The sequence below is a fragment of the Acinetobacter sp. A2 genome (genome assembly GCF_048537555.1).
GTDB lineage: Bacteria > Pseudomonadota > Gammaproteobacteria > Pseudomonadales > Moraxellaceae > Acinetobacter.
In genome coordinates, this window is record NZ_CP183239.1 from 1413133 (window position 1) to 1439255 (window position 26123).

A 26123-nucleotide genomic window follows, 5' to 3' on the forward strand; every position below is an offset into this window, starting at 1 on the left:
GCGCGTTAAGCACTCAATTCTTGACGCACAATATCGGCGCCAGCGCTTAAAGCACGCAGTTTACCTTGCGCCACCTGACGTGATAACGGCGTCATACCACAGTTGGTCGATGGATAAAGCTTGTCGGCATCGACAAATTGCAAGGCCTTACGCAAGGTATTGGCCACTTCTTCTGCGGTTTCAATCTGGTTGGTGGCCACATCAATAGCGCCAACCATGACTTTTTTGCCACGGATCAGCTCAATCAGGTCCATCGGTACGCGCGAGTTCTGGCATTCCAGCGATACAATATCAATTTTGGATTGTTGCAATTTCGGGAATACGGCTTCATATTGTCGCCATTCAGAGCCTAAGGTTTTTTTCCAGTCGGTATTGGCTTTAATGCCATAGCCATAACAGATATGCACGGCGGTTTCGCATTTCAGTCCTTCCAGTGCGCGTTCCAGTGTGGCCACGCCCCAGTCATTGACTTCATCAAAGAACACGTTAAAAGCAGGTTCATCAAACTGGATAATATCGACCCCAGCCGCTTCGAGTTCCCTTGCCTCCTGATTCAGGATTTTGGCAAATTCCCAGGCCAGTTTTTCACGGCTTTTGTAATGACCATCGTACAGGGTATCAATCATGGTCATTGGACCCGGCAAAGCCCATTTAATTGGCTGAGTGGTCTGGCTGCGTAAAAACTTGGCATCTTTCACAAACACTGGCTGTTTCCGGGTTACTTCACCGATCACCGAAGGTACGTTGGCATCATAACGGTTACGGATACGCACCGTTTCCCGTTTTTCAAAATCCACACCTTCGAGATGTTCAATAAAGGTGGTGACAAAATGCTGACGGGTTTGTTCACCATCACTGACAATATCAATCCCGGCCAGTAACTGTTCATGCAGTGACAGGCTCAAGGCATCCTGTTTGGCTTCACGTAGTGCATCGCCTTCAAGTTTCCACGGCGACCAGAGTTGTTCCGGTTCTGCCAGCCAAGACGGTTTCGGTAAGCTGCCTGCGGTTGAAGTTGGGAGTAAAATGCTCATCTTTAATCTTCTATCTCTATACGTTGAATTAAGCAGCGTTGGTTTCTACGGTGTAGCTGGCAGCCCACTGTTCCAGAATGTGCTGATACGGTTTGATAAAGTGTTCTTCTGTCCACTTGCCCTGTTTTACGGCCAGCTGGCTACGCTCGACACGGTCATAGACAATTTGCGTTAAGGAATAATCCGAGTACTCAAGACTAGGTTGATAGACCTGACCAGCAGTCGAGTTGGCATTGTAAATTTCAGGACGATAAATCTTCTGGAAGCTTTCCATGGTGCTAATCGCGCTGATTAATTCAAGATCGGTATAATCTGCCAATAAATCACCGCTAAAATAGAACGCCAAAGGTGCAGCACTATTTTCCGGTTTAAAATAGCGAACGGTTAAACCCATTTTTGCGAAATAATGATCTGTTCTTGAGTATTCATTTTGCTGATATTCAACACCCAGCACCGGATGAACATTGGCGGTACGATAATAGGTTTTGGTGGTCGATACGCTCAGGCAGATCACCGGCTGTTTATTAAACTGTGACTGGAACGCCTCGGAATTCACCACGTACTGATACAGCTTGCCGTGCAAATCACCAAAGTTGTCAGGCATTTCCCCGGCTTTATGGCCTTGGGACAATAAAAGCACGCTAAAGTCATAATCACGTACATACGATGAAAAACTGTTTCCGATCATGCCTTCAATACGCTGATTGGTACGATGATCAACAATCGTCGATTTCAGCATTTCAATGGCTGGAAAGGCGTTACCATTGCCTTCGACATCAAGATCTGCAGATACAATATCAATTTCCAGTGAATAACGGTCACCCTTCGGATTATCCCAATGTGCCAAGGCATTAAAACGGTTATTGATCATGCGCAGCGTATTACGCAGGTTCTGTTCACGGCTTTCGCCACGCGCCAGATTGGCAAAGTTGGTTGTTAAACGGGTACTGTCCGCTGGTTGATAGTTTTCATCAAAACGAATACGTTGAATTGAACATGCAAACTGTTGACTCATCTGTTCCACCGCTTTAAATATCTAAAAATAAAAATCTGAATGTCTTTCTGGTTTTAGTTATACGTGAACCCTAAGATGAATAAAAATGATTTAATCTAAGTCAATAATGAATAAAATTCATGTTGAGGTTTTAATATCGTTATTTAAGGAAAGAGAACAGAAAAATAGACTGCCCTATTAGTTGTCACTCGAGTCCTTTTTTTCTAGCAGGAAAAAGTCAAAGCAATGCTAGATTTAAAATCAAAACAAATTTTAAAATTATAATAAAAACAATTATTTATAATTTTTATTTTAGCTAAGTATCTTCACATTTTGTTGAAGAAAATGAGCTTCTTGATGGAATAAAAAATTGGCTCGCCTAAATATTTGGATCTGGTCTGTTTAGGTCAAACGGCGCTTATATAAAAATATCTATAAAAGCATCAACATGAATTTGGCTCAGTTGAAGATGAGGAAAAATCAAGGCGTTAAGCTTGTAAATGATCAGTGATTTACCTTTTATATTGAACGAATGGATGCAACGATCTCCTGTAGCCCAATTTCCTTGAGAAACGACTTAGCGACGCTCAGCCTCTATAAAAAATGAAAATTTAAACCGGCTCAGCTATACTGCTTAAAATACAAGCAGAATATTAAGATCAGTAAAATAAGGAAATATCCGATGACTTTTCAAAAAATAATCTTGGGGCTAAGTTTAAGTTGTGTACTGGCACTTATGTATGGCTGTGCCAAACCGACTTCTGATCAGGCTGAAACTGAAGTCAGTACTTCTGAAATCACATCAGATGCAAATGAAACTGCCAAAGCCAGCTCTGATTTTGACCTGAATAACATCCCCATTTCGACCGCAGTGCTTGGTGAGTTTCCTTATATTGCATTACCAGAGGGCTATCGCTATCAGAATGATGAAAAACGAAATTTTGAACGTGTGCCGTTTTGGACAGGACATGACTTTCACTGGGTTGAGGGAAAACTGTTTAGTTCGGGTATTACCGCTAAATCAGATTATAAAGAAGGCAGTTATTTAGAAATACAGCGTAATCTTGATGCGGTAATTAAACAGCTTGGTGGTGTAGAAGTTGCCAATAGTCAAATCCCCAAAGAGCTTGCCAACAGTCTGCCTGATGCCATTCGGGTGCAACATGGTTCAGGTTTGGCTGATATTTATAATTACCCTGCGCAAACGTATGTGATTCGACAAGCGGATAAAAATATTTGGTTCCATTTGGCACAATCTGGCCACTATATGGGTTTAATGGTAGCGGAAAGTCAGCCCTTAAATATCACTGCCAAAGCACTGACTTCAGGTGCACTGAAACAAAGTCTGGATCAGGACAGTAAAGTGAGTGTGCAAATTAACTTTGCCACAGATCAAGCCGATATTTTGCCAGACTCACAAGAACAAATAGATCAGATTATTGCTTTACTGAAAGATAACGATGATTTAAAACTTGGCATTTACGGACATACTGATAATACAGGCGATGCGGCGCATAATTTAAAATTGTCTGAGCAACGTGCGCAAGCTGTGGTGACTGCTCTAACCAAAGCAGGCATTGATACAAATCGTCTGACAGCCAAAGGTTTTGGGGATACTCAGCCTGTTGCAGATAATGCGACTGAAGATGGTAAGGCGAAAAACCGTCGGGTGGAGTTGGTGAAATTATAAAAGTCTAAATACTAAAAAGACCGCAATATAGCGGTCTTTTTTACATCTTTTTAAAAATGGTGTCACGGCAGTCAACGTCTAAAACAAGCACCACAATTTTGGCGTCAATGACTTGATAGACTAAGCGATACGCGGTTTCAGCTTATCAAACTTTTAAGTGCGGTTTTTGTGAACTCGAACTCTTAAGTCAGCTAAAGTTATCCTGATAGTTTCTTCACTTTTCGCTTTTTCTGCTAGTTGTAATAAATAAACCTCATCCATAACACAATCTTTTAAGATTATTTTTGTATTTTCCAAAATGCGATTTTGACGATCAGGGCTACGACCTTCTAAAAATTCTGGTATTTTTTTTACCATATTTCATAAGCTCCAAATAGGATGTTCTTCCCAATTACCAGGAAAACCCATCGCAACACGCCAATTTTCATCTTTCACAATAGGTTTTAAGAGTTTATTCAATTGATAGCACCACTCTGAATCAAATCCTGTCGGTCTTAGCAAGGTTTTTAAGATTAAGAGTACATAGAAGATACGTTTATTCGTCGGTGTAATCGGTGATTGCCAATTTGGATCTTTGTCGGCTTTAGATTTAATAGCTAATTCTTTATTCCATAACCGTCCATGATGGGCACAAATATTTCTCACATAGGTCAATATATGCAACCATTCAGCTAATTTTTCATGATGCAAAGAAAAATGCTGTGCGATTGCTTTCTTATCTTCTTTATTGTTAGCCTTATTATTTATTAAACCACTATATAAAAATGACAATGAACCAAAACTTAAAACTTCTGTCAGCATCCAGATTGGGATTTGAGGAAAACCATCATAATTTTGTTGAAAATGCTGGATGAACGTATCTTTAGAGCGTCCAACTTCTTTGTTGCATGTTTCTAAAAATTTTCTATGGTTAAATTTGGGATAAAAATTTTGTGCATTGTAGATACCAAATGCACCATATTGATGACCGAGATAATACGTTAATTTCGTTCGTAAAAACGTTTCTATAATTTCGATAGCACCGAATATTTGTAATCGTAATTCAGTATCAAATTCATATAATTGCACAATTTTTTCAAACGAAGTGCCCGGCTTGAATCGATCTAAGACATTATTTCCTGACCTTATTCGGTAAGGATACCAATATGCACTTAAGCGATAATAACCATATTTTGCCAATATTCCTTCAGCCCAAGCAACATTATGAATACTCAATCCTTTAGACTGTAGATGATGCACTTGCTCAGCATATGATAAAGGCTTTTTATTATAAGGTTTTAACATAATTCACTAAAATCGAGGCATAAAAAACCGCCAAGGTTGCGCGGACTTCAAAAGAAGAACTAAGCGTGGCGGCTGTATTAAGTACATAATAGCGACAATTGTCATTATTAGCAAGTTATGATCAAAAACTGCCCTTAGCGACAGTCTTTTTTATATCTAATCTCCCCTAACCCCTCTTTATTAAAGAGGTGAGGAACAGCATTCCACAAGGGGAAGATTTTTTACGCCCCAAGCGCTAACCTAAACAACATCTGCCATTGTTCATGAACCTTTTACTTCTCAAAAATCTCTCTTAAATCCTCCATCATCCCTTGGGCGGACTTAAACTCGCCTTGCTGGTTTTTCCACACCATCGACGGAGTGGCAAAGAAACCATATTTAGCCATCAGTTCCTGATTGGCATCTATTTTTGCAGCAATATCAGCAGGGATATTCTTGGTAATTTTTAACTTGTTTTGCCCTTTGTTAGCATTGTAACTGGTAAACACCTGCTGTGGATTTTTAGCCATCAGCATGGTTGCCACTTGCCCGCGACTCTCATCACGAATGACTGCCACCTGAATATGTCTAAGCTGTACCTTCCCCGCCTTCACCCACGGACGTGCCTTTTGCCAGAAGGTATGGCAATACGGACAATTCGGGTCTGAAAATACATATACAATCCGCGGCGCATCTTTTTGTCCGTCCTGAATCCAGGTGGAGTTTTCCAGACTTTTCCAGACATCATCCAGCACGGCGTCTTTGACATGGGTTTCAAGCGCTTTGATGGTCAGGTTCTCACCCTTGGCATTGTGCAAATCGCCAATAATGTAATATTTCTGGTCATTGGAAATAAACACGGTCGCCGGACTTTGCTGCATATGCCCGGCCCATCCGGTCATTTTTTCTGGCGCTTCAATCTGTTTGATAAATTTAAAGCCTTCCTGCTCAATCTGTTTTTTCAGATCAGTCTGGGCAAATGCTGTCGTATTTAACAGCAGCAGGAACAACGCAGCGGGATAGATCATTTTCATGAGAATTTCCTGTTATTTTGAAGATGGAGCAGAAAGATCATTGATATAGCGACGCAGCATCGGCTGGGTCAGTTCGCCCATATGCCGATGCACGAGCTGTCCTTGTGCATTAAAGAACAAGGTGCTTGGCAAGCCATACATATTCATCTGGGTGGCCATGTCACCTTGAGGATCAAACAGGACATGCTGGAAATTAAAACCATGCTGACGCAAATAATCCTGTACGGTGTCAGTCGTTTCGCCCTGATTCAGCATTACAAAATGAATGTCCGGATAATCCTGCTGGGCCTGATGTAAAACCGGCATTTCCCGGTGACACGGCGGACACCAGCTGGCCCACAGGTTAATGACGGTCGGTTTGCTGACCCAGTGCTGTAGTGGCACCTGTTGCTGCTGTAAATTTTGAAATTGCAGATCAGGATACTGATTCTGCTGTGGCAAGACCGTTTGAATACCCCAATTCAGACAAAGCTGGATCGCAACAAATAGCGCGATCAATATCGCTTTAGGCAGATTGGCCAATGCCCGGTTTTTCCATAGAAACCACCCAATGCCGGCAATCAATCCACCATAAAAATGAAAGCCTTTGTCCTGAATCTTGATTATATCCAGTGGTGTCGCCAGATAAAGATCGGCATGCATCAGCACAAAAACCAGTCGTGCGGCAATTAATCCCACCCACAATGATGTCCACAAGCTGTTACTAAAGATGCACCAGCTAGGTTCAGGCCATTGCTGTTTGTGTCTGAAATATCGCCCTGCCCCATACACCAGCACTAATCCGGTGAGCAGCAGCACAATCTGCCACGGCAACATCAGTGGGCCTATATGCAGCGCCGTTGCAGAAACCATCATGGTGTTTTTGCCTGCTGAAGTTGCTGTAAGCGCTGAATAAGTTGGGTCGCGCTAAAGGTACCAGTTAAACGTAAAGTACGCTGTTCCTGCTGCTGACTGTCCAGGAAAATCATGGTCGGTGGACCAAGAATCTGCCAGTCACGCAGTAATTCATCTTGAGATGGATGATACTCGGTTAAATCCAGTTTAATCCGTACCACATCCTGCAAGGCTGCCTGTACATCGGTACGGGGCAGGACTTCATTTTCTACCGGTTGACAGGCCACACACCAGTCGGCATAGACATCAATCACGATACTGCGTCCACTGTTTTGCTGTAGCAGCTGTACCAGTTCCTGCTGGGTATGCACCTTTTGCCAGCTGAGTGTTTGTTGGGCATGGACTGCACCCATCTGCTGAAGGCCATGTTGAATATGCCAAATACTAATAGCGGTCATGGCCAGCGCCAGTACAATAACGCCAACACGCGAGATTTTGCCTTGCAGATGTCTGCGGATTAAATCGAAGCAGTAAATCGCCAGTGCCAGGAAAATAATGCCCATCAACAGGAAATAGGCCACAGTCGGCAGCAATGGGCGGGCGAAATAAACCGCCAGCGCCAGCATTAAAAAGCCGAAACTGAATTTCAACCGGTCCATCCACATACCCGGTTTCGGTAAATATTTGGCGCCAAATACAGCGGCAATAAATAAAGGAATCCCGAGGCCCAGACCCAGTACAAACAGATAGGTCGCGCCGAGTACCGGCTGATCCAACTGCGATACGAACAGCAAAGCACCAGCCAAAGGCGCGCTCATACACGGACCTACAATCAGCGCGGAAATCATCCCCATTAACGCAGCACCGACCAGCGTACCGCCCTGCTGTTTTTGCTGCCATCGGTCCAGTCGTTGTAATAAACCTTGTGGTAAGGACAGCTGATACACCCCAAACAGGTTCAAGGCAAACAAGATAAATAGCACCGCAAAAATGCCAATAAAGATCGGGCTTTGGAACCAGCGCTGGAAACTATAGCCCAGTTGCGCAACTGCCAGTCCCATCACCGCATACACTGCGGCCATACCCAGCACAAAAGCCAGCGCAATCAACGCAGCACGATAACCGCGATGACGCTGTACCAGAATACCGGACAGAATTGGAATCAGTGGCAAAGAACAAGGTAAAAAGGCCAGTAAAATACCAAAACCTAAAAAATCAGTAGATTAACAAATAAATGATGTTCCGAGAGTAAATTGAAAAAATACTGGTCGTTGTTCCATTCAGATTGTAATGATGCGGTGGCTGCCGTTTGTGTCTCGCCTGCGATTTCACTGGCCGGCACCGGATTAGACGCTACGACTGAAATTTCTGAAGCCGCGACAGCATCAGTGAGTTTTGTCGGCTCTGTATTCTCTACTGCGGCAATCGACTCATTTTCAATGACTGCTTCTTCGGCGGCAGCAGATGTAGTTGTCAGTACTGTTTTTTCAGGTTTACTTGGTGCCGCTTCAATTTTAGCCGGTGCATCCAGCGCGACCGGTTTGGCGGCACTTAATAAACGCCGTTCGCTTGAAGGCGCATCTGACTGGGGCAACAAGCCTTGCGCATCGGTCTGAATGGTGGCGCGTTGCACCGGATAACATAAACCGCTTTCGGCACAGCCCTGCCACTGAATTTTAAATTGCTGGTTTGGCGCGACCGTAATCGTGGTCTTGACCTGATGATAATGCACCTTGGTCTGGCCAAAGGTCGGATCGTTCTTATCTTCCGGGACCGGCAGCTGTAATTTTAGCGCACCAGCATCGCTACGCACCTGTAGCTGATCATGATATAAATAATAATCTTCGGCGATGGTCCAGCGCAGTTCCGCCTGATCGTCGCTAATAGAACGCGCCTGAAACTGAAACGCTTGATCGGGTGGCAAGAACTCCTGCGCCTGTGACCAAACTGGCCAGAATGCACAAAGAACCACAAGCAAAGCACTTACACGCGTAATCATGACGTCCATTTTTCTGTAGAAAACCCGATTCATTATTAAAAAGATTAAATTAAGAGAACATTAACATAGCTCATTATTTATAAAATAGGATTTCAGGTGGAGAGTAACTATGTTTGTGGTTCTGGTCGAAGATGATCCTTATATTGCCCAAAGTATCTGTTCAGCGCTGGACTATTTAAATATTTCAGTCGAGCATGTGGCTACTGCGCGTGCTGCCGATTATTTTATCCGGCAAAGTGCGGTCGATTTGTGCCTGCTGGATTTGGGCCTGCCCGATCAGGATGGTCTGGAACTGCTGCAGCAGTGGCGCCAGGATGAAATTCATCTGCCGGTACTGGTTTTAACCGCCCGGCATCAAACCCGGCAATGTGTAGAAGCCTTAAATCTGGGGGCCGATGACTACCTGACCAAACCCTTTGAACTGGATGAGCTGATTGCCCGTATTCATGCGCTGGCACGGCGTAATCGAGGTTTTTCTTCCAATCTGTTACAACTGGGCGATTTGCAGTTAAACCGCGATACCCAGGAAGTGACGTTCCAGCAGCAGCCGGTGACTCTGTCACGGCGTGAATACAGCCTGCTGGAAACCCTGATGAGCCATCCCAACCAGATTTTAAAAAATGAACAGCTGCTCGATAAACTGTATGGCTATCAGGACAGTATCGAGAGCAACGCGCTGAATGTGCATATTTATCATTTACGCCAGAAACTAGAGCCGCAGCTGATTCAGACCATTCGTGGTGTGGGCTATATGTTTAAAGTACCGGAAACCGAGAGCTGAATATGCAGAACTACAGTTTAAAATGGCGGCTGGTCAGCATGTTTATGGTGGTGTTTCTTAGCCTGTGGAGTCTGGTGTTTTGCTGGCTGTATTATGATTTGCAGCAGCGGCTGCAAGATACGCTGGATCAGCGCCTGTTTGCCTCTGCACAAATGGTGGCGCGGCTGATTCAGCATTTGCCGCTCCAGGAAATTAATCCCGATTCCTTAAAACAGGTGGCCGAACAGTATCATGCGCAAAACCTGATTGCCTGTGAGGTGTCGGTGTTTAGCTCGGATATTACCTTGGGGCCGTATGTGGTGGCTCGCACCCGCGGTGCGCCGGCGCAGCTAACCGGACAGCAACCGGGCTTTAGTACCTGGCAGGAAAATGGTGTGGAATGGCGCAGTTATGTGCTGCGTAAAGGTGATATTCAGGTGGTGGCCGCAGAACGGCTGGTGCTTAGAGCCTCTTTATTGCAACAGATTCTGCAATCGGTGCTGATTCCGCTGGTGTTATCGCTACTGATCTGTATGGCGCTGGTGATTCATATTCTGCGTAAAGAATTCCGCCCTTTAGATGATATGGCCCAGCAACTGGCAGATAAACAGCATTCGCTGTCAGATGCGGCGCATTATCTGCAACATCTAGATGCGCGTAAAATTCCCAAAGAAGTCCAGCCTTTTGTCGATAATTCCAATCAGCTGATTCAGAACCTGCACCATAGTCTGGAAAATGAAAAACTGTTTACCGCCTATGCCGCGCATGAACTGCGTAGTCCTTTAACTGCAATTAAAACCCATGTACAACTCAGCCGGATGATGGTCGAGCAAAATCCGGCGCAGGCCAGCAAGCTGATTGAAAACCTGAAACAGGCCGAAAACAGTATCTGGCGCTATCAGCAGTTGCTGGAACAATTGTTATTACTGAGCCAGACCGATCATGACGCTGCGCAAGCTGCCCCAGATTCAGATACCACCGAAGTCGCGCCGGTTTTAAGACAAGTGATAGAAGAATTAAGTCCGGTTTATCCGCATTTAAATAGCGTATTGCAGGTCGATTGGGAAAATCTGCAGACCCTGCAACTACCACCGCTGAGCTTGCAGACCATCCTGAAAAATCTGCTGGAAAATGCCCTGTTACATGCCCAAGGCTTAAGCCGGATTGCAATTGCCATGCATGATCAGCAACTGCTGGTACAAGATGATGGTCAGGGGCTGACTGCCGCTGAACTGACCCAGATGACCCGGCGCTTCTGGCGTAAATCTGCCCAGCAACAGGGTCATGGTTTAGGGCTGGCTTTGGTGAAAGCGCTGCTCCAACATCATCACTACCAGATGGATTTAAGCCTGAACCCGCCTCAGGGTTTAAGCATTCGCATTCGGCCGGAGCAACCCTCTTCCACGCTCAATTAAAGGGTTGATGCTTGGGGACTAGATTAGAAGCTATATCTTAAGCCCCAAACCGTCTGATTTTTCTGTTTGATTTTACTGCGGTCATAGCCACCCAGAATGAAGTCGGAAAAGACATTCACATTCGGCGCAACTGCATAATCCAGGCCGACCGAGGCAAAACGAAAAGCGGTATCGGTCTGGGTATCTAAAAATTCCTGACCTTCATATTTGCCGGAGTCATTAAAATATGAACCGGCAACGGCCAGATTTCCAGTTAATTTGTCGCTGAGCTGATGGGCATAGTTCAGGCTGACATAGGTATCGCCCTGATTCATATACACCACATCATATAAATAGGTCGACACGCCGAAGGTTAGTGTAGCTTGCTCATTCAGGTTTTTACTGACACGCAGGCCCAGTTCATTGGAGGTGGTGCTGTCCCCACCCGGATAATAATAGGTCGCATTCCACAGATCCCAAGTCAGGCCTTTAAAATCTGACACATGCCCGACAATAAAATCATGTTCCATTTTATCGGTGCTGTATTGCCGACCTTTCTGTAAATCGCGGTATGAATAACCCAGTGTACTGCCCCAATAACCGGCATAAAAATTTCCATAACCCAAGGTTAAAGAGGCCTGCAAAGCCAAGTCTTCATTTTCTGGTGCATTGGTCAGACCGCGTGACACATATTTGGATACTGCAGTCAGCTGACCAGACACATCAATAGAGGAAGAGGATGCATCATTGGCCCAGCTGGACATGCTGATACATGACAGACACCCGGCGGCGACCACCGTTCTTGTAAATGGAATCATTGTTTTAAAATTTAACCTGATTGAATGTAAAAATCCCAGCCAACCATCCGACCGTGAGCTGTGCGGATGGTTGGATATGTGGTTTTAACTAAGAAAAAAGGATGTGTATAAAAATGCACATCAAAATGATCTAAGAGATCAAAGCGTTCTGTTGCGGCTAGATTGACCGGACTGGCGTATTGGCCCGGTAAAATGGCGCCGTAGATTTGGCCAGCGCCGGTTTGGCGCGAATATGATCGGCCAGTTTTTCGGCCATCATAATGGTGGTGGCATTCAGGTTGCCGGTAATAATCAGCGGCATGATCGAAGCATCAATCACACGCAGGTTTTGCAGCCCATGTACCCGCCCGTAGCCATCGACCACCGCCATATCATCTTCACCCATTTTGCAGCTGCAAGATGGATGGAACGCAGTTTCAGCGTGGTTACGGATAAATTCGTCCAGCTCGGCATCACTTTGTACCTGTTTGCCCGGGCTGATTTCTTCGCCGCGATAGGCATCTAAAGCCGGTTGATGCATGATGTCCCGGGTAATGCGGATGGCATCACGAAACTCGCGCCAGTCCTGTTCGGTACTCATATAATTGAACAGGATACTTGGATGCTGAAACGGATCTTTGGAGCGCAGTTTGACCCGCCCACGAGATGGAGAGCGCATAGAACCAACATGCGCCTGAAAACCATGCTGCTGAATGGCATTACTGCCATTGTAGTTAATGGCGACCGGTAAAAAGTGATACTGGATATTTGGCCAGGCAAACTCATCGGAGGTGCGGATAAAGCCACCGGCTTCAAACTGGTTACTGGCACCCACACCCTGACCTAAAAACAGCCATTCTGCGCCAATTTTTGGCTGGTTATACCATTTTAAGGCGGGATATAAGCTGACCGGTTTTTTGCACTGATACTGTAAATACATTTCCAGATGATCTTGCAGGTTTTCGCCCACGCCCGGTAAATCATGAACCACCGGAATCTCCAGGCTTTTTAGATGCTGGGCATTACCGACACCGGAACGCTGCAGAATTTGCGGGGACGCAATGGCACCCCCACAGAGCAGCACTTCTTTTTCAGCAAAGACTTGCTGTGGCTGCGCGGTACTTTGTCCCTGAAAATATTCAACTCCCACCGCCTGCTTGCCATGAAATAGAATTTTATTGGTCATGGCATGGGTGCGAATGGTTAAATTCGGGCGCTGTCTGGCCATATCCAGATAACCACGCGCCGTGCTGGAACGGCGTCCCTGTGGGGTTACGGTACGGTCCATCGGGCCAAATCCTTCCTGCTGATAGCCATTTAAATCATCGGTACGTGGATAGCCAGCCTGTACCGCAGCATCGACCATGGCATGAAACAGCTCGTTATTTCCGGCTTTCGGGGTGGCGACCTGTACCGGACCACTGTCGCCATGATAGTCATTGCCGCCAATATCACGGGTTTCGGCCTTTTTATAATAAGGCAGGCAGTCGGCATAGCTCCAATGTTCCAGTCCTTTCAAACTGGCCCATTGTTCCAGATCCATCGCATTGCCGCGGATATAACACATGCCGTTAATCAGGGAGGACCCGCCCAAGCCTTTACCGCGACCACATTCCATGCGGCGATTATTCATATACGGTTCCGGATCGGTCAGATAGGCCCAGTTATAACGCCGGCCCTGTAAGGGATAAGCCAGCGCGGCAGGCATCTGGGTACGAAAATCCAGCCGGTAGTCCGGCCCACCTGCTTCCAGGAGCAACACCGTCGTTTCTGGATCTTCGGTTAATCGAGCCGCCAGCACATTCCCGGCAGAACCTGCGCCAATAATAATATAGTCATAATTCATGCAGCATGATCCTCCCTTAAGCTGAAAATACAGATTGGAAAGGACTCAGTTCCACCTGAACCGATTTGGTCTGGGTATAGTGCTGTAAGGTCACCAGACCATTTTCACGGCCAACGCCTGACTGTTTATAGCCACCAACCGGCATTTCTGCTGGAGATTCACCCCAGGTATTCAGCCAGCAAATCCCAGCTTCAATCTGATGAATAATGCGATGGGCACGGCTTAAATCCGGACTGACCACACCAGCAGCCAGACCATAGGTGGTGGCATTGGCTCTGCGGATTACTTCATCTTCACTGTCATAGCTTAAGATGCTCATAACCGGGCCAAAAATTTCTTCCTGGACAATGCGCATTTCATCATGACAGTCGGTAAATACCGTGGGTTCAACAAAAGCCCCGTGCGCAAACTCAGCTGCCGCTGCGCGCTGTCCACCTGTTAACAGACGGGCGCCCTGTTGCTTGCCCAGCTCCATGTAATGCAATACTTTTTCCATATGGGCAAAGCTGGACAGTGGTCCAAAATTGGTGTTCGGGTCTAAAGGCTGCCCCATCCGCACATAAGGAATGCGCTGCAGAATCTTTTCTTCAAAAGCAGTTTTTAAAGCAGCAGGAATAAACACCCGGGTTCCATTGGTACACACCTGTCCAGAGCTGTAGAAATTGGCCATCATGGCGATATCGGCAGCCAGATCCAGATTGGCATCTTCACAGATAATTAACGGTGATTTTCCACCAAGTTCCATGGTGACTTCTTTTAAGCTGGACGCCGCCGCCTGTGCCATTACTTTTTTACCGGTACTCACACCGCCGGTAAAGGATACTTTGGCAATCTCTGGATGCTCAGTGAGGTAGCTACCCACATCGCCACCACCGGTCACCACATTAAAGACGCCGTCTGGTACTCCGGCTTCACTATAAATTTCGGCCAGTTTTAACGCGGTAAGTGGGGTAATTTCACTGGCTTTAAACACCATGGCGTTGCCTGCGGCCAAGGCCGGTGCAGATTTCCATAACGCAATCTGGATTGGATAATTCCAAGCGCCAATACCGGCCACCACACCCAGCGGTTCACGGCGGGTATAAATAAAAGAACTTTCTCTTAATGGAATTTGCTGGCCTTCGAGCGCTGGTAAAATGCTGGCATAATATTCCAGCACATCTGCCCCGGTCACAATATCGACGCTCCGGGTTTCACTTAAAGGCTTGCCACTGTCCAGGCTTTCAATTTCTGCCAGCTCATCATTGCGTGCCCGTAAAATGGCTACGGCCTGATTTAAAATGCGTGAACGCTGCATGGTGGTCATGGCTGCCCAGACTTTTTGTCCCTGTTTGGCAGACTGTACTGCCCGATCAACATCGGCCTGGTTACATGCCTGAATGGTGGCCAACACCTCAGCATTGGCCGGATTAATACTTTGGAATGTTTCAGAGGATGAAGCATCGACAAACTGACCGTGAATATAAGGTCGTTGTGTATTGAATTGCATCAATTGGTTCTCCTCGCAATTTAGTGAATATTGAGTTGCTGACGGATATAGTCGGCACAAATCTGAATAGGTAAATCGGCATCCAGTTCAGTGGTCATTAAGGAACCGCGTAACCAGAAACCGTCAATCAGTGCGGCCAGACCCTGCGCGGCGCGTTCAGCCTGCTCGCGGTCCAGCTGTTTGGCAAACTCATGCTTGATATTGGAATGCAGGCGATAATGGTTGACCTGCTGCAAACGGTGCAAGTCAGGTTGATGCATACTGTTGGCCCAGAATGCCAGCCAGGTTTTCATGGCGGCTTTATCGGTCTGTTCGGCCGAGAAATTGGCACGCACAATCGCAATCAGGCGCTGCTCCGGGGTGTTTTCTGCGGCGTTTAAACTGGCAGAAATGGCATCGCCCAGCTGTTGCAGCAAATAACGCATGGTCGCTTCAATCAGGCCATGCTTGCCCTGAAAATAATGACTGATGATGCCTGTAGACACACCTGCCCGCTGGGCAATCTGGCTGATAGATGCTTCAGCAAAACCCAGTTCATTAATGGCAGATAAGGTGGCATCAATTAGCTGTTGACGACGAATCGGTTGCATACCAACTTTAGGCATAAGATCGACCTGACTAATAAAAATCATGCACAAGGCAAGGTAACATATAAAAACGTTATTTTAATTGAACGTTCAATTAAAATAAATTATAGTCCCGTCTGCTTCCTGATGTACAGCTCAGTTTGTTTTTCATTTGCAAATGTTTGTAATGAGAGCCATGCCTATAGTCTGGTTAAGCCAAAACACACTGCGCTGTAGATCCGAATTAAAAAAATATGGTCACAGATTTATGCAAAAGAAAACTGAACAGACGACCGATAGTCTGAACAAAGTTGTCTTTTTTCTTTCGGCAACACTCATCCTGCTGTTTTCGCTGGTTACGATTTTATTTAATGACCAGGCGAATCAGCTCATTACCCAAATCTTGAACTGGGTCAGCCGGACCTTTAGCTGGTATTACCTGCTGGCGGCCACCTTATATCTGGTCTTTGTACTGTTTATTGCCCTGTCGCGTTATGGCGATATCAAATTAGGTCCCAAACATTCCAAGCCGGAATTTAGCCTGCTGAGCTGGTCGGCAATGCTGTTCTCGGCCGGAATCGGGATTGACCTGATGTTCTTCTCGGTGGCCGAACCGCTGTCTCACTATATGAATCCGCCTGTCGGCGAAGGTCAGACTTTTGAGGCTGCGCGCCAGTCAATGGTCTGGACCCTGTTCCACTATGGATTAACTGGCTGGAGCATGTATGCCTTGGTTGGCGTGGCTTTGGGTTATTTTAGTTATCGTTATAACCTGCCGCTAACCATCCGCTCGGCGCTTTATCCGATTTTTGGCAAGCGTGTTAATGGCTGGATTGGACATAGTGTTGATACCGCGGCCGTTTTGGGCACCATTTTTGGTATTGCCACCACCTGCGGGATTGGTGTGGTTCAGCTCAACTACGGCCTGCATGTACTGTTTGATGTGCCAGAAAACCTGCTGATCCAGTCGGCGCTGATTGCCGTTGCAGTCATTATTACTATTATTTCCGTGACTGCGGGTGTCAATAAAGGTATTCGGGTTCTGTCTGAAATTAATATCTATGTATCAATCGGGTTGCTGCTCTTTATTCTCTTTATGGGAAATACAGAGTTTTTATTAGCGGCTCTAATTCAGAATTTTGGTGATTATCTCAGCCAGTTCCCGAAACTCTCTTTAAGCAGTTTTCCTTTTGAGCAGCCTAAAGAATGGATGAACAGCTGGACCCTGTTTTTCTGGGCCTGGTGGATTGCCTGGTCGCCATTTGTCGGCCTGTTCCTGGCGCGAATTTCCCGTGGCCGAACCATCCGTGAATTTGTGGCCGGTACCTTAATTATTCCCCTGCTGTTTACCCTGACCTGGCTGTCAATTTTTGGAAATAGCGCCCTGCACAGCGTAATTTTTGATGGCAATACCCAGCTGGCCACCACCGTATTGGCCAATCCGGCACATGGTTTCTATGACCTGCTTGCCCAATATCCGTGGTTCCCATTTCTGGCCGGCGTCGCTACCATTACCGGTTTGCTGTTTTATGTGACTTCTGCCGATTCAGGCGCACTGGTACTGGGGAATTTCACCACCAAATTTACCAATATTGAACATGATTCGCCGCGCTGGTTAAGTGTCTTCTGGGCACTGGCGATTGGTTTACTGACTTTGGCCATGCTGATGGCCAATGGCGTGACTGCACTGCAAAACACCACCATTATTATGGGGCTGCCTTTTAGCTTTGTGATTTTCTTTGTGATGGCGGGTCTGTACAAGTCATTAAGACTGGAAGATTTCCGTCAGGCCAGTACCAGCATGAATGCGGCACCCGTGGTCGGCAATGTCGACATCTTTAACTGGAAAAAACGCCTCAGCCGGGTAATGCTGCATGCCAATTTATCGCAAACCCAGCAAATGCTGGAAGAGGTCTGTAAACCGGCAATGCAGGCGGTGGCCACAGAATTCATCAACAAAGGCATTCAGGTCGATCTGGCGGAAAAAGCCCTGGATGATGAACCGGAACTGTCACATCTGGATTTAACCATTCAGCTGGATGAAGAAGAAAACTTCGTTTACCAGATCTGGCCAATCCGTTATGACACACCCAACTTCAGTTCACGCGGCAAACGCACCAAGAAATACTATTACCGTCTGGAAACCTATCTGTTTGAAGGCTCGCAAGGCAATGATCTGGTGGGTTATAGCAAGGAACAGGTCATTAACGACATTCTGGATAAATACGAGCGCCATTTGATGTTCTTGCACATCAACCGGATTAGTCCAGGCAAGCGCCCGCTCTTTCCAGACCCGGATCAATAAGGAATCTGTAGGATGTCTGAATCGCTTCACGCCTTTGCACTGTTTTTCTCATTATTAAACCCGTTTTTAATGAGTATTTATATGCTCGGCATTATCCGTAATTCCGAGGCCCGAGTGTTTAATCGCGCCCTGATTCAGGGCAGTTTAATCAGCTTTGTGGTGTTTATTATTTTCGCCAAAACCGGTGAAGCCTTTTTTCATGATGTCCTGCATGTCCGTTTTGAATCTTTCCAGATTTTTGGCGGGATTATTTTTCTGGTGATTGGTTATCGCTATGTGTTTGAAGGCGCCGATACCATTGGGGTGATGCGCGGTGCGCCACATCATTTGGCCGGCACCATTGCCATGCCGTTTATGATTGGCCCGGGAACCATCAGCGCCGCGGTCATTACCGGAATTCAGCTAAGCCTGTGGCAACTGGTGCTGGTGATTTTTGTGACGCTATTTCTGACCTGTAGCCTGCTTATTTTAATGAAATATGCGCATGATCATTTGCAGCATAAACATTCCAATTATATTGATTTGTATGTCGATATTGTCGGGCGTCTGGCTGCCTTGCTGATTGGGACCATTGCCATTGATATGATTGTGACCGGTGTCAGCGGAATTATGCAGAGCTAAACGTCCATTTTAGATGCTCTAAACCAAAACCCTCTTTCAATTTGAAAGAGGGTTTTTTATTGATATTTGAATGTTTAGCTGTTTAAGAAATCTGCTCCAGCGGCTGCGTATTCCAGACCGGCCACAAAGTTTCCAGCACTTTTTCAAAAGCAGTATTGTCAGTTTGCCATTGCGGATTTTTATCTTTATCGACAATTAAAGCGCGTACACCTTCAATAAAATCACCTTGCTGCATCCAGACATCCTGTAAATTGCGTTCCAGCTGCATTGACTTTTCCAGCGACAAGTTTTGCCCGACCTGTTGCAGCTTTAAGCTGACCTGTTTGGCCATTACTGGACGCTGCTGCAAAATAGCCAGCATTTTCTGCGCCCATTCCTGATCTGGACCGGTACCTGCCTGAGCCAGACTGTGTTCAATATCATCCAGCGTTGCATAAGAGAAATGGGCATTGATCTGCTCGATACGCTTTTGCAATTCACTTTCTGCCGGATGGGTAATAAAGCTGCTGATGATTTTGCGGATTTCAATCGGGTTGAGTAGCGGCGCTGCAATTAACGCTGCTTCTAATTCAGCAAAGCGCGCACTCGGCACATGATAGTCAATTAAATCTAAATACAAGGCATCGCTGCTGCTGATCTGTTCACCGGTCAGCGCCATATATACACCAACATCATCTAGCCGTGACAGGAAATGGGTGGCACCGACATCGGGGAAAAAGCCAATTGCAGTTTCCGGCATGGCAAAGCGGGATTTTTCACTGCTGATCTTGATATGACAGGCTTGCGCCAGACCAAAACCGCCGCCCAGCACATAGCCATCCAGCATCACCATAACGGTTTTTGGAAAATTGCGGATGTTGCTTAACATGCGATATTCAGTGGCAAAAAAATCCTGATATTGGGTATTGCCGGCCTGATAACTGTCATACAGATAACGGATATCACCGCCCGCGCAAAAGGCTTTCGGACTGTTGGAATTGATCAGGATGGCCTGTACCGCAGCATCCTCACGCCATTGCTCCAGTTGTGCCTGAATACCCTGAATCATCGGTAAGGTTAAAGCATTTAAGTGGCTGGTCCGGTCCAGGCTAATCATGCCCAGACCACCCTGCACACAAATGGCTAAATTATTGTCCGTACTCATTTATTTTTCCTATTATGATTTTTATTGATGGCTAAATTGGGCCGGGCGTTTTTCGACAAAGGCCTGCATACCTTCTTTCTGGTCCTGACCGGCAAAAATGGAATGGAAAATACGTCGCTCAAAACGCAAGCCTTCGGCCAGACTGACTTCAAAAGCACGGTTGATGGATTCTTTAATCATCATCACTGCTGGCAGGGATTTTTCGGCAATTTTTTCTGCGGCTTGCAGAGTTTGCTCTAACAATTCCTCTTTGGCAAACACCCGTGCCACCAGTCCACTTTGTTCAGCTTCCTGCGCGCCCATCTGGCGGGCCGTCAGACACATTTCCATGGCTTTGGCCTTACCAATTGCCAGGGTTAAACGCTGGGTACCGCCAATGCCCGGCAATACACCCAAAGTCACTTCAGGCAGGCCAAATTTGGCATTATCAGCACAGTAAATAAAGTCACACATGAGCGCCAGTTCGCAGCCACCGCCCAAGGCATAGCCACTGACTGCGGCAATTAACGGTTTACGGCGCTGGGCGATGCGGTCGGCCAGACTGAAAAAATCATCCAGATAAATTTGTGGAAATGTGAGATCTGCCATTTCTTTAATATCGGCGCCGGCAGCAAAGGCTTTTTCTGAACCGGTAATCACGATACAGCCAATATCCGGGTCTTTTTCCAGCCGGTCCAGCGCCTGATTGACTTCGGCAATCAGCTGATGGTTCAGGGCATTTAAAGCTTTCGGGCGGTTTAAGGTTATCAGTCCAACCCCGTTACGCTGTTCAAGTAAAATTGTTTCCCATTGCATGATCAATCTCCCTGTTCAATTATAAACTACGTGCAATCACCAGACGCTGAATGTCGCTGGTGCCTTCATAAATCTGGCAAATACGCGCATCCCGATAAATACGCTCGATTGGAAAATCTTTTAAATAGCCATAGCCGCCAAAAATCTGTAAGGCTTTGGAACAAACCCGTTCTGCCATTTCTGAGGCAAACAGTTTGGCCATGGAGGCTTCAGTTAAACAGCTTTCACCAGCTTCTTTTTTACGGGCCGCGAAATGCACCAGCTGCCGTGCTGCTTCAATTTCGGTGGCCATGCTGGCCAGCCGGAAAGAAATGGCCTGCTGTTCAAAAATCGGTTTGCCAAAGGCCACACGCTCATGCGCATAGCGGCTGGCTTCTTCTAAAGCGGCGCGCGCCAGACCTACCGCCTGTGCGGCAATGCCTATGCGGCCGCCTTCCAGATTGGCCAGGGCAATTTTTAGGCCTTCACCTTCGGCGCCCAGCCTTAAACTTTCATGAATGCGTACATCGGTTAAGGCAATCTGACAGGTATCAGAAGCATGTAAGCCCAGTTTATTTTCCACCCGGATGACCTCATAACCGGGCGTATCACGTGGCACTAAAAAGGCGCTCATACCTTTTTTGCCCGCATTTGGATCAGTTACGGCAAACACAATAATCATGCCGGCATTGTTGCCCGAGGTAATAAACTGTTTGGCACCATTAATAATATAATGATCGCCATCTTTAACTGCGCGGGTTTTAATAGCAGCAGCATCCGAGCCGGTATGTGGTTCGGTTAAGGCAAAAGCGCCAATCATTTGACCTTGAGCCAGTGGCTTTAAATATTGCTGCTTTTGCTGCTCGGTGCCGAATTTGAGAATGGGCACACAGCCAACTGAGTTATGCACGCTCATAATGGCCGATGTCGCACCATCGGCTGCGGCAACTTCTTCTAGGGCTAGCACATAGGCCAGCGTTCCCGTGCCTGAACCGCCCCATTCTTCCGGAATCAGCATTCCCATAAAGCCCAGTTCACCCATTTGGGCCAAAGCCTCTTTCGGGAAAATGCCTTTTTCATCCCATTCGCCAGCATTCGGTTTAATCTGCTCCTGGGCAAAACTTTTGGCCATGTCCTGAATCAGCTGTTGTTCTTCCGTAAATTGCATACCTGCTTCCCTTAATCTTCTTATTGAGATGTCTTTCTTGATCTGTTGGCGTTTTCGTTTTTTACCGTTTTATGCAGTTTTGGCCTGCTGTAATTTGCTGATTTCCTGATTACGCAGTAAAAAGCGCTGAATTTTGCCACTTGGGGTTTTCGGCAGTTCAGTCACAAATTCAATCAGGCGTGGATAGGCATGTGCAGACAGACGTTTTTTGACAAACTGTCCCAGTTCTTCTTCAAGTTGTTGCGTGGCTTGTACCTGCTGGGCCAGCACCACAAAGGCTTTAATTACTTCGGTACGCTCCGGATCCGGTACACCAATCACGGCGGCTTCAATCACCGCATCATGTTCCAGCAAGGCGCTTTCCACATCAAATGGGCCAACCCGATAGCCTGACGTTGTAATGACATCATCACTACGTCCGACAAAGCTCATGCTGCCATCGGCGTGAATTTCGGCGGTATCGCCAGTTAAGTAATAATCTCCAACAAATGGTGATTTACGGCTTTCTTCATAACCGCCAAACCACATCATTGGTGATTGACGGATATCAATCGCCAGAATGCCCGCAGTATCTGCTGCTAAGGCCTGACCCTGCTCATCAACCACGGCAATGGTATAGCCCGGGCTGGCAAAGCCGGCTGAACCTGAACGCACCGGATGCTCCAAGGCATGATGATTACACACCACCATCCCCACTTCGGTCTGGCCATAATGGTCGTAAATGGGCACATCCAGTACCTGTTCAAACCAGCGGATTACTTCTGGATTTAATGGTTCGCCGGCACTGCTGACCACGCGTAATTTGCCACGTAGCTGTGCCATCTGTGCCTGATCGGCAGCCATCATCATCCGGTACGCCGTCGGGGCACCGGCCAGATTGGTGATGCCATATTGCTGAACAATTTCGCAGACACTTTCGGCATTAAAACCACCTTCATAAAACAGGGTCGAATGCCCCAGTAGCAATGGCCCGGTAATGGCATAGTACAGACCATACGCCCAGCCCGGATCTGCAATATTCCAGAACGCATCTTCCGGTTGCAGGCCAATGGCATTTTGCATATAGCCGCCAAATGCAATCAGGGCTTTTAGTGGCACTTTCAGCGGTTTGGCCGGCCCGGTGGTGCCCGAAGTAAACATCAATAAAAATGGATCATCAATCGTCAGCATTTCCAGTTCACAGTGCTCGTCCTGACCCTTCAATACGCTCCAGAAACTGAAATCTTGCGGATAGGCATCGGCCTGGCGCTCTGCATGCACGGTCACAATGTCTGGACAGTTCGCAATATCCACCAATTTATCGCGATTGGCCAAATCGGTGACCACCAGCTTGCTTTGAGCCAGCTGAATACGGTGTTCAATGGCTTTGGGTCCAAAGGCGGTAAATAGCGGCTGATACACTGCCCCAATCCGCCAGGTGGCCAAAATAGTAATGATCAGTTCCGGAGTGCGTGGCAATAAGCCAGAAACGCGGTCACCTTTTTGCACACCCTGCGCTTTTAAAAAGCTGGCAAACTGGCTGGCATATTTTTTTAGCTCGGCAAAGCTGTACTGCTCTTTGCGGCCATCTTTACCATGCCAGTACAAGGCAATCGCATCTGAACCGGCGTGGCGGTCGCAGCATTCAAAACAGGCATTAAGTGCCTGCATGGTGCCAGACAGATACTGGCGTGCAACCGTATTGAGATCAAATTCCTGAACCGTTTTTTGATAATTTAACATATGTACCTCAGCCTGAATTTATCGTTATTACTGACAAGGTGTATGGATGTAGCCTGTCCCTGCTCCATCATGTTGCTATTTTTTTACGCTGTTGGCGCGGTATAATGATGCATGATGCTGGAGAAATCCAGATGTGCATGACCTTCCTGACACAACTGCTGATACAGCTGTTGCACCAGACTGCCCAGAACAATCGGATGCTCGGCCTGATGTGCAGCATCAACCGCCAGCCCTAAATCTTTCAGCATCAGTTGTGCGGCAAAACCATCGGTATAACCACGAGATGCTGGCGCATTGGCACAGATATCTGGCCACGGATTATAGACTTCAGAACTCCAGCAGCGCCCAGATGAGCTGTTAATGACTCCGGCCAGCGCTTGCGGATCAATCCCGAGTTTTACTCCCAGTGCCATGCCTTCGGCGACCGCCGTCATGGAAATACCCAGAATCAGGTTATTACAGATTTTTGCCACCTGCCCGGTGCCAATAGCACCACAATGCACCAGATTTTTCCCCATCGCACTCAGTACCGGCTTCACTGCTTCAAATGTGGCGGCATCGCCCCCAACCATAAAGGTCAAGGTGCCTTCTTTGGCGCCTAAGGTTCCACCAGACACCGGTGCATCACAGACCTGAATCTGTCGAGCCTGTGCGGCTGCGGCCACGTCCTGAATGGTTTTCGGGTCAATGGTGCTGCTGTCGATACATAAACTGCCAGCCGGCAGCACGTTTAAAATACCCTGTTCACCCAGATACACCGTGCGTACATGCTGGGCCGCAGGTAGCATGGTCACCACCACATTGGCCTGTTGGGCTGCATCTCGCGGACTCTGGCAAACCACGCCACCGGCCTGGGCAAAATGTTCTAAAGCGATCTCGCTCAAGTCATAGCCAAACACTTGATGGCCGGCTTTGAGTAAGTTCTGTGCCATGGAGCCGCCCATGTTGCCTAAACCAATAAATGCAATTTTCATGGTCATTCTCCTTAACGCAGACTGATGGTGGTATTCACACCGGCGCTTTCCTGATCATCTTCAAACCAGCGGCTGGTGATGGTTTTGGTCTGGGTATAGAACTGCACCGCCTGTTTGCCATACGGGCCTAAATCACCGAGTTTGGAGCCACGGGAACCGGTAAAACTGAAAAATGGTACCGGTACTGGAATTGGAATATTAATACCGACCTGACCAATATCAATCTGGTTCTGGAAAGTACGTGCGGTACTGCCGCTTTGGGTAAATAAGCCCACGCCATTACCAAACGGATTGGTATTAATCAGCTGAATAGCCTGTTCTAACGTATCGACATGAATGATGGCCAAGACCGGACCAAAGATTTCTTCCTTATAAATGCGCATCTCGGTCGTGACCTGATTAAAAATGGTCGGACCAACAAAATTGCCTTGCTCATAGCCGGCAACCTGCACCTCGCGGCCATCTAGCAGCAGTTCTGCACCCTGCTCGACACCACTGTTAATCAGGTCAATCACACGGGCTTTGGCACGGGTTGAGATGACCGGTCCGACATCGGTATTCGGTTCATGGCCAGCATTGACCTTTAATGTTTTGGCTTTATTGACCAGCTCATCGACCCAATGCTTGCTTTCACCGACCATCACCGCCACAGACAGGGCCATACAGCGCTGACCGGCGGCGCCAAAGGCTGCACCAACCAAGGCATTTAAGGTCTGTTCTTTATCGGCATCCGGCATTACCACCACATGGTTTTTGGCGCCCATCATTGACTGTACCCGTTTGCCATGCTGGCCTGCCAGGTTATAGACATGGGTACCCACCGCCGTAGAACCGACAAAGGAAATGGCCTTGATATCAGAATGCGTACACAGCAGATCGACCACTTCTTTACCGCCATGCACCACATTCAGCACTCCGGCAGGAACACCGGCCTGCATCGCCAGCTCGACCAGCATCATGGTTGATAGCGGATCCTGCTCCGACGGCTTTAAGACAAAAGTATTGCCGCAGACAATGGCCATTGGGAACATCCACAACGGAATCATCGCAGGGAAATTAAACGGGGTAATTCCGGCACAGACACCTAAGGGTTGCTGCATGGTATAGGTATCCACCCCGCGCGCCACGCCTTCAATATACTCACCCATTTGCAGCGAACCGACCGAGCAGGCATGTTCCACCACTTCCAGGCCACGCTGAATATCACCTTCGGCATCTGCTAATGTTTTGCCCTGTTCAGCGGTCAGGACTTGTGCAATACTTTTTAAGTTTTGACGGATCAGCTCCTGCAGTTTCAGCATAATCCGCATACGGGCCTGAATAGGTGTTTCACGCCAGCTGGCAAAAGCCTGTTGGGCTGCGGCAATGGCGGCATTGACTTCTTCTGCAGTGGCAAACGGCACCTGACCCAGAACCTCCTGGGTAGCAGGATTGACAATATCTTGCCAATGACTGGTTCTGGAGTCGATAAATTCACCATTAATCAGCAGTTTTGCCGTGGTGAGGCCGGTATTCGAATGGGGATGATGAATCGCGTTCATGGTCGCTCCGTGCTGGTTTGTTATTGTCGTTTTATCTGCCTTTACTGGCTGTTTTTAACGTATTATTTTTACGCTGTTTCAGCAGACTAACAAAGAACACTTTTGGCACCAATAGAGATTGGCGCACGACGATTGTGCAAATTTGCACAGAGATTTAACAGGATGTTAAACATA

General features: G+C 47.1%; 21 protein-coding genes and 1 pseudogene. 5 read left to right on the forward strand and 17 right to left on the reverse strand.

Annotated elements, in window-relative coordinates; all coding sequences use genetic code 11:
• Positions 1-5: 5 nt before the first annotated feature.
• Both ACNS8M_RS06640 and ACNS8M_RS06645 read right to left on the reverse strand, forming a co-directional pair.
• Complete coding sequence (locus ACNS8M_RS06640) at positions 6-1034, reverse strand: methionine synthase (RefSeq protein WP_168418678.1); 1029 nt, start codon at positions 1032-1034, stop codon at positions 6-8.
• A 28-nt stretch (positions 1035-1062) separates the two neighbouring features.
• Positions 1063-2049, reverse strand: coding sequence for a DUF1852 domain-containing protein (locus tag ACNS8M_RS06645; RefSeq protein WP_168418677.1), 987 nt, complete (start codon positions 2047-2049; stop codon positions 1063-1065).
• A 661-nt stretch (positions 2050-2710) separates the two neighbouring features.
• Between ACNS8M_RS06645 and ACNS8M_RS06650 the strand changes: the two genes are divergently transcribed.
• Positions 2711-3718, forward strand: coding sequence for an OmpA family protein (locus ACNS8M_RS06650; RefSeq protein ID WP_168418676.1), 1008 nt, complete (start codon positions 2711-2713; stop codon positions 3716-3718).
• 153 nt (positions 3719-3871) lie between these two features.
• On the opposite strand, the gene ACNS8M_RS06655 is transcribed toward ACNS8M_RS06650, so the two are convergent.
• The 5 genes and pseudogenes from ACNS8M_RS06655 to dsbD all read right to left on the reverse strand — a co-directional run bounded on the left by ACNS8M_RS06655 (position 3872) and on the right by dsbD (position 8848).
• Entirely contained in the window at positions 3872-4075 is a 204-nt protein-coding gene (locus tag ACNS8M_RS06655; protein WP_127801575.1) for a hypothetical protein, read from the reverse strand.
• A 3-nt stretch (positions 4076-4078) separates the two neighbouring features.
• A complete protein-coding gene (locus ACNS8M_RS06660; RefSeq protein WP_168418675.1) occupies positions 4079-5002 on the reverse strand; it encodes an Abi family protein in 924 nt (307 codons plus the stop codon).
• Between the two features lie 272 nt (positions 5003-5274).
• Entirely contained in the window at positions 5275-6015 is a 741-nt protein-coding gene (gene dsbG, locus ACNS8M_RS06665) for a thiol:disulfide interchange protein DsbG (protein WP_168418674.1), read from the reverse strand.
• 12 nt (positions 6016-6027) lie between these two features.
• A complete protein-coding gene (locus ACNS8M_RS06670) occupies positions 6028-6870 on the reverse strand; it encodes a prolipoprotein diacylglyceryl transferase family protein (RefSeq protein ID WP_419225310.1) in 843 nt (280 codons plus the stop codon).
• Positions 6867-8848: pseudogene (gene dsbD / locus ACNS8M_RS06675) on the reverse strand (protein-disulfide reductase DsbD). Before dsbD ends, ACNS8M_RS06670 begins: the two are co-directional and overlap by 4 nt.
• Positions 8849-8957: 109 nt before the next feature.
• On the opposite strand from dsbD, the gene ACNS8M_RS06680 reads away from it, so the two are divergent.
• Both ACNS8M_RS06680 and ACNS8M_RS06685 read left to right on the forward strand, forming a co-directional pair.
• Complete coding sequence (locus ACNS8M_RS06680) at positions 8958-9629, forward strand: response regulator transcription factor (RefSeq protein ID WP_016658141.1); 672 nt, start codon at positions 8958-8960, stop codon at positions 9627-9629.
• Positions 9630-9631: 2 nt separating this feature from the next.
• Complete coding sequence (locus tag ACNS8M_RS06685) at positions 9632-11023, forward strand: ATP-binding protein (RefSeq protein WP_168461531.1); 1392 nt, start codon at positions 9632-9634, stop codon at positions 11021-11023.
• Between the two features lie 23 nt (positions 11024-11046).
• On the opposite strand, the gene ACNS8M_RS06690 is transcribed toward ACNS8M_RS06685, so the two are convergent.
• The 4 genes from ACNS8M_RS06690 to betI form a co-directional block, all read right to left on the reverse strand.
• A complete protein-coding gene (locus tag ACNS8M_RS06690) occupies positions 11047-11820 on the reverse strand; it encodes a TorF family putative porin (RefSeq protein WP_168418670.1) in 774 nt (257 codons plus the stop codon).
• Between the two features lie 157 nt (positions 11821-11977).
• Positions 11978-13645: a choline dehydrogenase gene (gene betA, locus ACNS8M_RS06695; RefSeq protein ID WP_168418669.1), complete on the reverse strand. Its 1668-nt coding sequence runs from the start codon at positions 13643-13645 to the stop codon at positions 11978-11980.
• 16 nt (positions 13646-13661) lie between these two features.
• The gene (gene betB / locus ACNS8M_RS06700) at positions 13662-15137 is read right to left on the reverse strand and encodes a betaine-aldehyde dehydrogenase (protein ID WP_419225311.1); all 1476 of its coding nucleotides are present in this window, start codon (positions 15135-15137) and stop codon (positions 13662-13664) included.
• Positions 15138-15154: 17 nt separating this feature from the next.
• A complete protein-coding gene (gene betI / locus ACNS8M_RS06705; protein WP_034597681.1) occupies positions 15155-15739 on the reverse strand; it encodes a transcriptional regulator BetI in 585 nt (194 codons plus the stop codon).
• A 229-nt stretch (positions 15740-15968) separates the two neighbouring features.
• On the opposite strand from betI, the gene ACNS8M_RS06710 reads away from it, so the two are divergent.
• The gene (locus tag ACNS8M_RS06710) at positions 15969-18005 is read left to right on the forward strand and encodes a choline transporter (protein WP_168461529.1); all 2037 of its coding nucleotides are present in this window, start codon (positions 15969-15971) and stop codon (positions 18003-18005) included.
• Positions 18006-18017: 12 nt separating this feature from the next.
• Positions 18018-18626 carry a MarC family protein gene (locus tag ACNS8M_RS06715; protein WP_005177911.1) on the forward strand — a complete coding sequence of 203 codons (609 nt, stop codon included), beginning with the start codon at positions 18018-18020 and terminating at the stop codon, positions 18624-18626.
• Between the two features lie 82 nt (positions 18627-18708).
• Here the strand turns inward: ACNS8M_RS06715 and ACNS8M_RS06720 are convergent, their stop codons facing one another.
• From ACNS8M_RS06720 to ACNS8M_RS06745, 6 genes are all read right to left on the reverse strand, one after another.
• Positions 18709-19770 (reverse strand): enoyl-CoA hydratase/isomerase family protein, encoded by a 1062-nt coding sequence (locus ACNS8M_RS06720; protein ID WP_168526016.1) that lies wholly within the window; start codon positions 19768-19770, stop codon positions 18709-18711.
• 21 nt (positions 19771-19791) lie between these two features.
• Entirely contained in the window at positions 19792-20565 is a 774-nt protein-coding gene (locus ACNS8M_RS06725) for an enoyl-CoA hydratase (RefSeq protein ID WP_168389937.1), read from the reverse strand.
• A gap of 19 nt (positions 20566-20584) precedes the next feature.
• Entirely contained in the window at positions 20585-21712 is a 1128-nt protein-coding gene (locus tag ACNS8M_RS06730) for an acyl-CoA dehydrogenase family protein (protein WP_104470213.1), read from the reverse strand.
• A 69-nt stretch (positions 21713-21781) separates the two neighbouring features.
• Complete coding sequence (locus ACNS8M_RS06735) at positions 21782-23434, reverse strand: AMP-binding protein (protein WP_168395992.1); 1653 nt, start codon at positions 23432-23434, stop codon at positions 21782-21784.
• An 83-nt stretch (positions 23435-23517) separates the two neighbouring features.
• Positions 23518-24408 carry a 3-hydroxyisobutyrate dehydrogenase gene (gene mmsB, locus ACNS8M_RS06740; RefSeq protein ID WP_168418681.1) on the reverse strand — a complete coding sequence of 297 codons (891 nt, stop codon included), beginning with the start codon at positions 24406-24408 and terminating at the stop codon, positions 23518-23520.
• Positions 24409-24419: 11 nt separating this feature from the next.
• The gene (locus ACNS8M_RS06745; RefSeq protein ID WP_168418666.1) at positions 24420-25949 is read right to left on the reverse strand and encodes a CoA-acylating methylmalonate-semialdehyde dehydrogenase; all 1530 of its coding nucleotides are present in this window, start codon (positions 25947-25949) and stop codon (positions 24420-24422) included.
• Positions 25950-26123: the final 174 nt, after the last annotated feature.